Below are 11,925 nucleotides of genomic sequence, written 5' to 3'. Positions count from 1 at the left end.
GATGGATACGTTACAAAACATGCGGGTATTCGTCCGCGTGGTCGACGCGGGCAGCTTTACCGCGGCCGCCCAGCAGATGAATTCGACCACCGCCTACGCGTCGCGCGCGGTCTCGGATCTCGAGGCCCACCTGCGCACGCGTCTCCTGAACCGCACGACGCGCCGGATCGCGCTGACCGAAGCCGGCGAGCGCTATCTGCAGCGCTGCGAACAGATCCTCGCTTACGTCGACCAGGCCGAAGCCGAGGCCGGCGACGCGCATGCGCGCCCGTCCGGCAAGCTGAAGGTCCATTGCTTCACGAGCCTCGGCCAGCACTACCTGGTGCCGGCCATCTCGCGCTACCGCACGCGCTATCCGGACGTGCACGTCGAGCTCACGCTCGCGCAGCGCATGCCTGACCTGCTGGACGAGGGGTACGACGTCGCGATCGTCGTCGGCCGCGATCTGCCCGATTCGGGGCTCGTGTCGCAGCGGCTCGGCGAAAGCTACAGCGTCGTCTGCGCATCGCCCGGCTACATCGAGTCGCACGGCGTGCCGCAGCGGCCGGCCGACCTCGCGCAGCACGTGTGCCTCGGAATGGTCGCGCCGGGCTTTCACTTCGATGAATGGGCGCTGGCGGGGCCGAGCGGCGACGAAGTCGTGCCGATCAAGGCGCCGCCGTTTCGCGTGAACGTCGCCGAGGCGCTCGCGGTGGCCGTGCGGGAAGGGATGGGCGTCGGCGGGCTGCCGCTCTATTCGGCGATCGGCTGGCTGCGCAGCGGCCACATCGTGCGCGTGATGCCCGAGTACCGGTCGCACGTGATGAACATCTACGCGCTGTATCCGTCGCGGCAGTACCTCGACGCGAAAATCCGGACCTGGGTCGATTTCCTGCGCGACGAGCTGCCGGTCACGCTCGAAGCGGACGAAGCGGCGCTCGAACAGTACACGCATGCGACATGACAGCGCGGTGGGCCGCAATCTGACGAGATTTGTCCTTCACGCAACATTTTTTTACGAACGTGTGTCGGACAGTTTGATACTGTTGGAATTAACGAGATACATCACACCGGAGTAGCGATGGATACGCACCTGATGATCGGCCTTGGCGTCCTGCTGGGCGCGGTTGCCGCCGCGGCGGCAAGCCGCGACCTGCTGCGTGCGATGAAGGCGAAGGCGCAAATGAAGCCCGTGCCGGTCCGTGTGCGCGAGCCGCGCCGCCCCGGCCGCTGATCCCGCCGTCACGCTTCTGGCCGGGAAGGCCGCGCCACGCGGCGGGCCGGGCTCGGCGCTCAGCCGAGCTCGACGACCTTGTCCCACGCGAACGCGGGGTTTTCCCATTCGCCGGTGCGCCGGTGAAAGTAGCCGCGCGGATTGCATACCACGCGCGTGCCGCTGTCCGTCACGTAGTCGAATGACGTATGCGTGTGGCCGTGCAACCACAGATCCACCGGCGGTCGCACCAGGTCCGCCATATCCGTCACGAACCCCGCCGAAGCCAGATCGTCCGCATAGCGTTGCGCCAGCGAGCGCCGGTGCGGCGCATGATGGGTGACGACGATCGTCTTGCCCGCGAACGGCGCCGCCAGCTGCGCTTCGAGCCATGCGCGGCCTTGCCGGTGCAGCGCGATCGCGTCGGCCGGCGAGAAATCCCGGTCCGGTGCGTCCGGCGCACTCGCTGCCGCATGTAACGCCGCGTCGTGCGGCCAGGTCACCTGGATCAATCCCTTGAAATCGAGCATCACGCGCAGCGCGGCATCGATCGCGCGCGCGACGCTGGCTTCGTCGCGGCCGAACAGCGAGAAATCGGCCCAGAGCGTCGTGCCCAGCACGCGAAAGCGTTGCGCGGGATCGACGTAGACGCCGTTGTTCAAGTAGTGCACGTTGTCGAGCGCACGCGCCGCGTCGCGCATCGCCGTTTCCAGCGCGCCGAATTCCCCGTCGTAGTACTCGTGATTGCCGGGCACGTAGATCACCGGCACCGCGGGGTCGAACGTCTCGGCGGCCCAGCGCAGGCCTTCCGCGTGATTGTGGATGTCGCCGGCCAGCACGACGAGATCCGCGTCGGCATGCGCGATCGCGTCGGGCAGGTTGCTTTCGAGATGCAGGTCGGACAGGACGCGGACTTTCACGGGATTGGCTCCGGAGTAGGCGGCTTCAGCGCAGGACCTTGCCGGGATTCATCAGGCCGCGCGGGTCGAGCGCGGTCTTCAGCGTGCGCATCAGCGCCGTTTCGACCGGCGACTTGTAGCGTTGCGCGTCGTCGATCTTCAACTGGCCGATGCCGTGCTCCGCGCTGATCGTGCCGTGGTGGCGGTGCACGTTGTCGTAGACGATCCGGTTGATCGGCGCCTGGAACGCGGCGAGGAACGCCTTCGCATCGCCGCCTTCGGGCATCTGCACGTTGTAGTGCAGGTTGCCGTCGCCGAGGTGGCCGAACGTGACCATCCGCGCGCCCGGCGCGGCCTGCTGGATCGCCGCGTCGGTCTCGTCGATGAAGCGCGCGATCGACGAGATCGGCACCGCGATGTCGTGCTTGATGTTGAGCCCTTCGTCCGCCTGCGCGAGCGGGATGTGCTCGCGCAGGTCCCAGAACGCACGCGATTGCGCGAGGTTCTCCGCGACCACCGCGTCGACCACGAGCCCGGCCTCGAACGCTTCTTCCATCAGCTTCTCGAACAGCGCGCGCGCATGTGCTTCGCTTTCGTTATCGGACAGCTCCAGCAGCACCGTCTGCGCATGCGTTTGCGCGAACGGGTAGCGCAGTTGCGGATAGTGCTTGCCGACCAGCTGCATGCAGAAATCCGACATCAGCTCGAAGCCGGTCAGCAGCGGTCCGGCCGCGCGCTGCGCGAGCGCGAGGAAATCGAGCGCCGCGTGCGGCGATTCGAGCGCGGCCAGTGCCGTGACCTGCGCGGCCGGCAGCGGATGCAGCTTCATCACGGCCGCCGTGATGATCCCGAGCGTGCCTTCGGCGCCGATGAACAGGTCGCGCAGGTCGTAGCCCGTATTGTCCTTGCGCAACCCGCGCAGCCCGTCCCAGATTTCGCCCTGGGGCGTCACGACCTCGAGCCCGAGGCACAGCTCGCGCGCGTTGCCGTAGCGCAGCACCGCGGTGCCGCCCGCATTGGTCGACAGGTTGCCGCCGATCGTGCAGCTGCCTTCCGCCGCGAGGCTCAGCGCGAACAGCCGGCCGCCTTCGCGGGCGCGCGCCTGCACGTCGGCGAGGATTACGCCGGCTTCGACGGTGATCGTGTTGTTGTGCGGATCGAGCGCGCGCACGCGGTTCAGGCGCGCGACGCTCAGCACGGCCTGGCTGCCGCTCGCATCGGGCGTCGCGCCGCCCGCGAGCCCCGTGTTGCCGCCCTGCGGCACGAGCGCGATGCCGTGCGCGTTGGCCAGCTTCACGAGTGCGGCGACTTCGGCCGTGTTCGCGGGCTTCAGCACCGCGCACGCCGCGCCCTTGTAGCGGCGGCGCCAGTCAGTGAGGAACGGTTCGGTATCGTGCGGATCGGTCAGCACGTGGTCGGCGCCGATCGCGTCGCGGCACGCGGAAACGAAAGCTTCGGAGGACATCATCACCTTGTCGCGTAAGGGTCAGGACGTGGCGCGCGGCTTTTTCGCCGCGCGCTTGAACGGCGCGACGTAAGCCAGCGCCGCGACGAAGAAGCCGACGGCAAGCGCGGTCTCGCACCAGCCCAGCGTCGCGGACAGCCCGCGATCGGACATGCCGCGCACGATGCCTTCGGCAAGATAGACGAGGATCAGCATGCTCGCCCACTGCATCGTATAGATGTTACGCCGCCAGACGCCGGGCAGCGCGAGCGCGAGCGGCACGGCCTTGAGCATCAGCGCGGAGCCGCCGGGGCGCAGCGGCGCGAGCCACAGCTCCCAGGCGAGCGACAGCGCGATCAGCGCGACGAGACACGCGGCGGCGGCCAGCGCGTAGTGCGGCCGGGCCGCGACGGCGGGGCGGGCGGGGGCGTTCATGCCGCCTCGGCGGCCTGGGCGCTGGAAAGGGCCGCGGCGGCGCGCGCGAGCCGTACGCCGAGCGCGGCCGCGAGCGCCTTCTCGTCCGCGGACAGTCCGCCGGGTGACGAGCGATCGTGCTGCGCGACGTGCGACGCGCCGTACGGCGTGCCGCCGGTACGCGTCGTGCTGAGGGCGGATTCGGTGTACGGGATCCCGACGATCATCATCCCGTGATGCAGCAGCGGCAGCATCATCGACAGCAGCGTCGATTCCTGGCCGCCGTGCAGGCTGCCCGTCGACGTGAACACGCTCGCGGGCTTGCCGGTCAGCGCGCCCGACAGCCATTGCGGCGTCGTGCCGTCGAGGAAATACTTGAGCGACGCGGCCATGTTGCCGAAGCGGGTCGGCGAGCCGAGCGCGAGGCCCGCGCATTCCTCGAGGTCGCGCAGTTCCGCGTACGGCGGGCCGTCGGCCGGGATGTCGGGGGCGGTGGCTTCGCAGACGGCCGACACGGGCGGCACGGTGCGGATGCGCGCCTGCATGCCCGGCACGCTGTCGATGCCGTTCGCGATCGCGAGCGCGAGATCGCGCGTGGCGCCGTGGCGGCTGTAATAGAGGACGAGAATGTCTTTCATGGGCGACGGAGCCGCGTGCGGCCGCGCGCATGCCCGGTGCAGTCGGCCCCTGCTGGAATCGAGCGGCTATTATAGGGGCTGAAGCCGTCGCGCAGCGCGGCGGCGGCGCGCCGTGACGCGCGCGGCATCAAGAAGGAGAAGCCGTTTGCCGAAGTTGAGCGTTGATCTCGATACCATCAAGCGCCTCGCGCAGTTCGCGGCCCGGCGTAGCGCCGAGGATCGCATCCCGCAGGTGGCGGGCAGCCTGACCTTCACGACGCTGCTGGCGCTCGTGCCGCTGCTGACGGTCGCGTTCGCGTTGTTCACCGCGTTCCCGATGTTCGCGTCGTTCCAGATCTCGCTGCAGGGGTTCCTCGCCGATCACCTGATGCCCGCGCAGTTCAACATCCAGATCTTCAAGTACCTGAACCAGTTCGCATCGAAGGCCAAGGGGCTGACGACGGCCGGCCTGATCGTGCTCGTCGTCACGTCGGTGATGACGATGATGACGATCGAATCGGCGTTCAACCTGATCTGGCGCGTGCGCAAGCCGCGGCCGTTCGCGCAGCGCGTGCTCGCGTACTGGGCGCTGATCACGCTCGGGCCGTTGCTGTTCGGCGTGAGCCTGTCGATCTCGTCGTACCTGTTCACGCAATCGCTCGCGTTCACCGGCGCGGGGCCGTCCACGTCGATCGTCGAGTGGCTGCTCGCGCTCGCGTCGTTGCCGTTGACGGTGCTCGCGTTCACGCTGCTGTACGTGTACCTGCCGAACTGCGCGGTCGCATGGCGCGATGCGGTGATCGGCGGGCTGTTCGCGGCCATCGCGTTCGAGCTCGCGAAGCGCGGCTTCGGCTACTACGTCCGGCGCATTCCGACATATACGGCTGTCTACGGCGCGTTCGCGGCGCTGCCGGTGTTCCTGCTGTGGGTGTATTTGAGCTGGTTCATCGCGCTGCTCGGCGCGATGGTCGCGTCGGCGCTGCCGGCGATTCGGGTGGGCCAGTTCCACCGCATCCATTATCCGGGGAGCGACCTGCTCGACGCGCTCGAACTGCTCGCGCGGCTCGCCGAAGCGCGCGCGGCCGGCAAGCGCGGCTACACGGCGATGCGGCTCGCGACGATGCTGCGCTGCGACATGGAAACCGCGCAGCGCTTGCTGACGACGATGGAGGAGCGGGAATGGGTCGCGCGGCTCGAGGGCGGCGACGAGGCCACGCCGCGCTACATCCTGCTCGCGAACCCGGAGCAACTGACGCTCGCGCAACTGTTCGACGTGCTGGTGATCGACCGCGCGGAGTTGACCTACCAACTGGAGCGGCGCCGCAGCCACGTCGACGGCGCGGCGCTGCTCGCGGTACTGTCGAGCGACCGGTTCGACGTGACGCTCGCATCGCTGATCGCCGCGCACCGGCTCGCGGGCGGGCAGCCGGCCGGGAACGCCGGCGTGGCGCCGCGCGTGGACGATCCGCACGCGCGGCCGCCGCGGCCTGCGTGAAGGCGGGGCGGGCGGCTACAGCGGGATCTTGCCGGTGCAGATGTCCTTGAACATCACCCAGTCGCCCATCAGGCTGTAGATCGGGTGTCGGAACGTGGCCGGACGGTTCTTCTCGAAGAAGAAGTGCCCGACCCACGCGAACCCGTAGCCGCACACGACCGCGGCCGGCAGCCACGGCCAGTGGCCGGTCGCGACCGCCATCGCGACGCAGCCGATCACGCCGAGCGAGCCGATGAAGTGCAGCCGCCGCGACGTCAGGTTCCGGTGCTCGTTCAGGTAATACGGGTAGAAGTCAGCGAAGCTGGCGAATTGCTCCGTATGCGTATGCGCCATGGCCGTCTCCTCGGGCCGCCGTTCACAAGGCCATTGTGCGGCCGGCGGACGGCGTCCGCAAGCGGCGGCGGGCCGCCGCGCGGGCCCGTGCTTTCCTTTTGACAGGCTTTCCGATAGGATCGAAAGAGATTTTGCATTCAAGCATGAGGGGACTACGATGCGCGTCAGCGATATTCTGAAAGTGAAGGGCAACACGCTGTTTACCGTGACGCCCGATAAGCCGCTGCGCGAAGCGGTCGATACGATGGCCGAACACGACATCGGTTCGCTCGTCGTGATGGAGTACGGCGATCTCGTCGGGATGCTGACGTTCCGCGAGATCATCCTGCGCCTGCGCGAAAATGGCGGCGCGATCGGCGACGTGCAGGTGCGCAAGGTGATGGACGAGCCGCTCACGTGCACGCCGGAAACGGACGTCAACGAAGTGCGCCGGATGATGCTCGAGCGTCACGCACGCTACATGCCGGTGCTCGACAAGAAGGTGCTGATGGGCGTCATTTCGTTCTACGACGTCGCGAAGACGGTCGTTGAGGCGCAGAGCTTCGAGAACCGGATGCTGAAGGCATACATCCGCGACTGGCCGGAATCGGAAGCCGAAGCGCACAAGCCGTGAATCGCGCCGCGCCCGGCACGTCGATGCATGGGCGCCGCCATCCGGCACGCGGCGGCGCAGGCATGGCCTGCGCCGCTTTTTTTTCAACAATGACACGAGGCCCGCGCAGCTTCGCCCAGACGATGCGCGCGTATTCCGCATGAGCGATCACACGCAAGCCACTTCGGGGCGGCGCGACGAACGGCGCGCCCACGCATCGCAGTTCGACCTGCTGCGCGAGCGCCGCTTCGCGCCGTTCTTCACGACCCAGTTCCTCGGCGCGCTGAACGACAACGTCTTCAAGATCGGCTTCACGTCGCTCGTCACGTATCACACCGCACGGTTTTCCGGCGTCGATGCGAAGACGGCCGCGTTCCTGATTTCCGCGATCTTCATTCTGCCGTTCGTGCTGTTCTCGGCCACCTCCGGCCAGATCGCCGACAAATACGACAAGGCGACTCTCACGCGTTTCGTGAAATCGTTCGAGATCGTGCTGATGCTGGTCGGCGCGGCCGGCTTCGTCACGCACAGCGCGACGCTGCTGTATCTGTGCACGTTCATGATGGGCATGCACTCGACGCTGTTCGGGCCCGTCAAGTATTCGTACCTGCCGCAGCATCTCGGCGAACATGAGCTGGTCGGCGGCAACGGGCTCGTCGAGATGGGCACGTTCATCGCGATCCTGATCGGCACGATCATCGGCGGCGCGGCGGCCGGCATCGAAGGCAGCGGCGAACGCGTGCTCGCGGTGAGCGTCGTCGTCATCGCGCTGGCGGGGCGGCTCGTCGCGCAGCGCGTGCCGCCCACGCCCGCGCCGCAGCCCGACCTCGTGATCAACTGGAACCCGGTCAGCGAGACCTGGCGCAACCTGAAGCTCGCGCGCCAGAACCGCACGGTGTTCCTGAGCCTGCTCGGCATCTCGTGGCTGTGGTTCGTCGGCGCGACGTTCCTCACGTCGTTCTTCAATTTCGCGAAGGACGTGCTGTCCGCCAGCCCCGACGTCGTCACGATCCTGCTCGCGACCTTCTCCGTCGGCATCGGCCTCGGCTCGCTGCTGTGCGAGCGGCTGTCGCAGCGGCGCGTCGAGATCGGCCTCGTGCCGCTCGGCTCGATCGGCATCAGCGTGTTCGCCATCGAGCTGTATTTCGCGAGCCACGCGCTGCCGTCGCCCGGCCATCTGCTGTCGGTCGGCGAATTCCTGGCCGGTGCGCGCCACTGGCGGATTCTCGCCGACCTGTTCCTGCTCGCGATGTTCGGCGGCTTCTACAGCGTGCCGCTGTACGCGCTGATCCAGAGCCGCAGCGCGCCGACCCACCGCGCGCGGATCATCGCCGCGAACAACATCCTCAACGCGCTGTTCATGATCCTGTCGGCCGTGATGGCGATGGGGTTGACCAAGGCAGGCGTCGACATCCCGGGACTGTTCCTCGTCACCGCGCTGCTGAACGTCGTGGTCGCGACGTATATCTACCTGCTCGTGCCCGAGTTCCTGCTGCGCTTCGTCGCGTGGGTGCTCGTGCATACGTTCTACCGGATCCGCCTCGTGCACGCGGAGCGGATTCCGGCGGAAGGCGCGGCGGTGCTCGTGTGCAATCACGTCAGCTACGTCGATGCGCTCGTGCTGGCCGCCGCGAGCCCCCGGCCGATTCGTTTCGTGATGGATCACCGGATCTTCAAGACGCGTTCCGCGAGCTGGGTATTCCGGCACGCGAAGGCGATCCCGATCGCGCCGCGCCACGAGGATCCCGCGATGCTCGCGCGTGCGTACGACCTGTGCGAGGCCGCGCTGAAGGACGGCGAACTCGTGTGCATCTTCCCCGAGGGCAAGCTGACGAAGACGGGCGACATCAACACGTTTCACCATGGCATCACCGAGATCCTGAGCCGCACGCCGGCGCCGGTGATCCCGATGGCGCTGCGCGGGCTGTGGGGCAGCTATTTTTCGCGGCATGCCGATGCGCGGATGCCGCGGCCGATCAAGCGCGGCGTGATGAGCCGGCTGACGCTGGCGGTCGGCGAGCCGATCCCGGCGTCGATGGCGACGCCCGAAGCGCTGCAGGCGGCAGTGACCGAGCTGCGCGGCGCGCGGAAGTAGGCGGGGCGGCCGGGTGCGGGTTGCCGGTTGCCGCGCAGCGACGAGCGCGGCGAGCCGCACGGCCCGCCCGGCCCCGGTGCGGCCGAGCGACCGCAGGCCACGCCGCGGCCACGGCCTGCGCGGGTGATCTGAACGGTTCACACGGCCCGCGGGCCCGGGACGGCTGGCATAATAGCGGTTTACCTCTTTTTCGACCGGCAAACGATCGACCTGCCCGCGGCCCCGGCAGCGCATCGGTTTGCCCATTTCTCTTTGGGCGGTTCCATCATGTCCGGCAATACCCTCGGCACGCTTTTCACTGTCACGACCTTCGGCGAATCGCACGGTCCCGCGATCGGCTGCGTGATCGACGGCTGCCCGCCGGGGATGGGGTTGACCGAAGCCGACATCCAGGTCGAACTCGATCGCCGCAAGCCGGGCACGTCGCGGCACGTGACGCAACGGCAGGAGGCCGACGAGGTCGAGATCCTGTCGGGCGTGTTCGAAGGCGTGACGACCGGCACGCCGATCGCGCTGCTGATCCGCAACACCGACCAGCGCAGCAAGGATTACGGCAACATCGTCGAGACGTTCCGTCCCGGCCACGCCGACTACACCTACTGGCAGAAATACGGCATCCGCGACTACCGCGGCGGCGGCCGCTCGTCCGCGCGCCTGACCGCGCCGATCGTCGGCGCCGGCGCGGTCGCGAAGAAGTGGCTGCGCGAGCGCTTCGGGGTCGAGGTGCGCGGCTACATGAGCGCCCTCGGCGAGATCGACGTGCCGTTCGTCGACTGGTCGCATGTGCACGAGAACCCGTTCTTCTCGCCGAACGCGGCGGTCGTGCCGGAGCTCGAGGCGTACATGGATGCGCTGCGCAAGGACGGCGATTCGATCGGCGCGCGCATCGATGTCGTCGCGTCGGGCGTGCCGGTCGGCTGGGGCGAACCGGTGTTCGACCGGCTCGATGCCGATATCGCGAAGGCGATGATGAGCATCAACGCGGTGAAGGGTGTCGAGATCGGCGCGGGCTTCGACAGCGTCGCGCAGCGCGGCTCGGTGCATGGCGACGAACTGACGCCGGCCGGCTTCGTCGGCAACCACGCGGGCGGCGTGCTCGGCGGGATTTCGACGGGCCAGGACATCACCGTGTCGATCGCGATCAAGCCGACGTCGAGCATCCGCACGCCGCGCCGCTCGATCACGAAGTCCGGCGAAGAGGCGACGGTCGAAACCTTTGGCCGCCACGATCCGTGCGTCGGCATTCGTGCGACGCCGATCGCCGAATCGATGCTCGCGCTGGTGCTGATCGACCATGCGTTGCGCCACCGCGCGCAGTGCGGCGACGTCGAGACGCCGACGCCGAAGATCGCCGGCAGCGCGACCTGATACAAAGCAGGTGGGGGCGCGGCGCGTGTCGCCTCGTCCGGCAAACGATGAATGCAAGCGGGGCGCTGCGTGATGCAGCGCCCCGTTTCGTTTGCAGCGGTGTACCGTGACCCACGCAAAACGCGCCGCTCGTGGCGGCGCGTTCCGGTCGTTACATGTTCGGGTAATTCGGCCCGCCGCCGCCTTCGGGTGTGACCCACACGATGTTCTGCGTCGGGTCCTTGATGTCGCAGGTCTTGCAGTGCACGCAGTTCTGCGCGTTGATCACGAGCCGATCGCCGCCGTCGTCGTTCTTCACGAACTCGTACACCGCCGCCGGGCAGAAACGCGCCTCCGGCCCCGCGTACGTACGCAGGTTCACGTTCACCGGCACGCTCGCGTCCTTCAGCGTCAGGTGCGCCGGCTGGTTTTCCTCGTGGTTCGTGTTCGAGATGAACACCGACGAGAGGCGATCGAACGTCAGCTTGCCGTCCGGCTTCGGATACTCGATCGGCTCGCACTGCGACGCCGGCTTCAGCATCTCGTGGTCCGCGTGCTGGTGATGCAGCGTCCACGGCACGTTGCCGCCCATCACCTTCTGCTCGATCCCGACCATCAGCGTGCCCAGATACAGGCCCTTGGCCATCCACTGCTTGAAGTTGCGCGCGCGGTACAGCTCCGTGTAAAGCCACGATTGCTTGAACGCGTCCGGGTACGCGTTGAGCTCGTCCGACTGACGCCCGGCCTGCACCGCGTCGAATGCCGCATCGGCCGCCAGCATCCCGGTCTTGATCGCCGCGTGGCTGCCCTTGATCCGCGATGCGTTCAAAAAGCCCGCGTCGTCGCCGATCAGCGCGCCGCCCGGGAACACCGTCTTCGGCAGCGACAGCAGGCCGCCCGCCGTGATCGCGCGCGCGCCGTACGACACGCGCTTGCCGCCTTCGAGGAATGCGCGGATCGACGGATGCGTCTTGTAGCGCTGGAATTCCTCGAACGGCGACAGGTACGGATTCGTGTAGCCGAGGCCCACGACGAAGCCGACCACGACCTGGTTATTGTCCATGTGATACAGGAACGAGCCGCCGTACGTATCGGACTTCAGCGGCCAGCCGGCCGTGTGGATCACGAGGCCCGGCTTGTGCTTGGCCGGATCGATTTCCCACAGTTCCTTGATGCCGATCCCGTACGCCTGCGGATCGGCGTTCGCGTCGAGCTTGAACTTCGAGATCAGTTGACGGCCGAGATGGCCGCGGCAGCCTTCGGCGAACAGCGTGTACTTCGCGTGCAGCTCCATGCCGAGCTGGAAGTTCTCCGTCGGCTCGCCGTCCTTGCCCACGCCCATGTTGCCGGTGGCGACGCCTTTGACCGAACCGTCGTCGTTGTACAGAATCTCCGCGGCGGGGAAGCCCGGGAAGATCTCGACGCCCAGCGCCTCGGCCTGCTGGCCGAGCCAGCGCGTGACGTTGCCCAGCGAGATCACGTAGTTGCCGTGATTCT

General features: G+C 67.7%; 12 protein-coding genes. 6 read left to right on the top strand and 6 right to left on the bottom strand.

Annotated elements, in window-relative coordinates:
- The first annotated feature begins 1 nt into the window (after position 1).
- Both LGM42_RS14000 and LGM42_RS13995 read left to right on the top strand, forming a co-directional pair.
- The gene (locus tag LGM42_RS14000) at positions 2–943 is read left to right on the top strand and encodes a LysR family transcriptional regulator (RefSeq protein ID WP_060316243.1); all 942 of its coding nucleotides are present in this window, start codon (positions 2–4) and stop codon (positions 941–943) included.
- Between the two features lie 117 nt (positions 944–1,060).
- Positions 1,061–1,213, top strand: a complete 153-nt coding sequence (locus tag LGM42_RS13995; protein WP_167351608.1) for a hypothetical protein — start codon at positions 1,061–1,063, stop codon at positions 1,211–1,213.
- 59 nt (positions 1,214–1,272) lie between these two features.
- On the opposite strand, the gene LGM42_RS13990 is transcribed toward LGM42_RS13995, so the two are convergent.
- Genes LGM42_RS13990 through wrbA form a run of 4 tightly spaced genes read right to left on the bottom strand, consistent with a single transcriptional unit; the run spans position 1,273 to position 4,587 of the window.
- Positions 1,273–2,112, bottom strand: a complete 840-nt coding sequence (locus LGM42_RS13990) for a metallophosphoesterase (RefSeq protein WP_099316337.1) — start codon at positions 2,110–2,112, stop codon at positions 1,273–1,275.
- 25 nt (positions 2,113–2,137) lie between these two features.
- Positions 2,138–3,559, bottom strand: a complete 1,422-nt coding sequence (locus tag LGM42_RS13985; protein WP_059640694.1) for an FAD-binding oxidoreductase — start codon at positions 3,557–3,559, stop codon at positions 2,138–2,140.
- A gap of 18 nt (positions 3,560–3,577) precedes the next feature.
- Positions 3,578–3,970, bottom strand: coding sequence for a DUF2069 domain-containing protein (locus LGM42_RS13980; protein WP_059640696.1), 393 nt, complete (start codon positions 3,968–3,970; stop codon positions 3,578–3,580).
- Complete coding sequence (gene wrbA / locus LGM42_RS13975; RefSeq protein ID WP_060316237.1) at positions 3,967–4,587, bottom strand: NAD(P)H:quinone oxidoreductase; 621 nt, start codon at positions 4,585–4,587, stop codon at positions 3,967–3,969. The genes LGM42_RS13980 and wrbA overlap by 4 nt, the downstream gene beginning before the upstream one ends.
- A 145-nt stretch (positions 4,588–4,732) precedes the next feature.
- Between wrbA and LGM42_RS13970 the strand changes: the two genes are divergently transcribed.
- A complete protein-coding gene (locus tag LGM42_RS13970; RefSeq protein ID WP_226232485.1) occupies positions 4,733–6,061 on the top strand; it encodes a YihY family inner membrane protein in 1,329 nt (442 codons plus the stop codon).
- Between the two features lie 15 nt (positions 6,062–6,076).
- On the opposite strand, the gene LGM42_RS13965 is transcribed toward LGM42_RS13970, so the two are convergent.
- The gene (locus tag LGM42_RS13965; protein WP_059640702.1) at positions 6,077–6,394 is read right to left on the bottom strand and encodes an Mpo1-like protein; all 318 of its coding nucleotides are present in this window, start codon (positions 6,392–6,394) and stop codon (positions 6,077–6,079) included.
- A 157-nt stretch (positions 6,395–6,551) separates the two neighbouring features.
- Here LGM42_RS13965 and LGM42_RS13960 point away from each other — a divergent pair, with 157 nt between their 5' ends.
- The 3 genes from LGM42_RS13960 (at position 6,552) to aroC (ending at position 10,449) form a co-directional block, all read left to right on the top strand.
- Positions 6,552–7,007, top strand: a complete 456-nt coding sequence (locus tag LGM42_RS13960; protein ID WP_034207093.1) for a CBS domain-containing protein — start codon at positions 6,552–6,554, stop codon at positions 7,005–7,007.
- Positions 7,008–7,146: 139 nt separating this feature from the next.
- Positions 7,147–9,081, top strand: coding sequence for an MFS transporter (locus LGM42_RS13955; RefSeq protein ID WP_226232484.1), 1,935 nt, complete (start codon positions 7,147–7,149; stop codon positions 9,079–9,081).
- 267 nt (positions 9,082–9,348) lie between these two features.
- Positions 9,349–10,449, top strand: coding sequence for a chorismate synthase (gene aroC / locus LGM42_RS13950; RefSeq protein ID WP_060316229.1), 1,101 nt, complete (start codon positions 9,349–9,351; stop codon positions 10,447–10,449).
- 151 nt (positions 10,450–10,600) lie between these two features.
- On the opposite strand, the gene LGM42_RS13945 is transcribed toward aroC, so the two are convergent.
- A partial coding sequence (locus LGM42_RS13945) for an electron transfer flavoprotein-ubiquinone oxidoreductase (RefSeq protein WP_226232483.1) occupies positions 10,601–11,925 on the bottom strand: 1,325 nt, incomplete at its 5' end.

This window comes from Burkholderia sp. AU39826 (genome assembly GCF_020419965.1).
Lineage (GTDB): Bacteria > Pseudomonadota > Gammaproteobacteria > Burkholderiales > Burkholderiaceae > Burkholderia > Burkholderia semiarida.
This window is presented reverse-complemented; position numbering and strand designations above follow the sequence as displayed.

Bases quoted from the DNA above. Each gene is read 5' to 3' on its own strand.
- LGM42_RS14000 (WP_060316243.1), top strand. From the start codon at position 2: ATGGATACGTTACAAAACATGCGGGTATTCGTCCGCGTGGTCGACGCG.
- LGM42_RS13995 (WP_167351608.1), top strand. From the start codon at position 1,061: ATGGATACGCACCTGATGATCGGCCTTGGCGTCCTGCTGGGCGCGGTT.
- LGM42_RS13985 (WP_059640694.1), bottom strand. From the start codon at position 3,559: ATGATGTCCTCCGAAGCTTTCGTTTCCGCGTGCCGCGACGCGATCGGC.
- LGM42_RS13980 (WP_059640696.1), bottom strand. From the start codon at position 3,970: ATGAACGCCCCCGCCCGCCCCGCCGTCGCGGCCCGGCCGCACTACGCG.
- wrbA (WP_060316237.1), bottom strand. From the start codon at position 4,587: ATGAAAGACATTCTCGTCCTCTATTACAGCCGCCACGGCGCCACGCGC.
- LGM42_RS13965 (WP_059640702.1), bottom strand. From the start codon at position 6,394: ATGGCGCATACGCATACGGAGCAATTCGCCAGCTTCGCTGACTTCTAC.
- LGM42_RS13960 (WP_034207093.1), top strand. From the start codon at position 6,552: ATGCGCGTCAGCGATATTCTGAAAGTGAAGGGCAACACGCTGTTTACC.
- LGM42_RS13955 (WP_226232484.1), top strand. From the start codon at position 7,147: ATGAGCGATCACACGCAAGCCACTTCGGGGCGGCGCGACGAACGGCGC.
- aroC (WP_060316229.1), top strand. From the start codon at position 9,349: ATGTCCGGCAATACCCTCGGCACGCTTTTCACTGTCACGACCTTCGGC.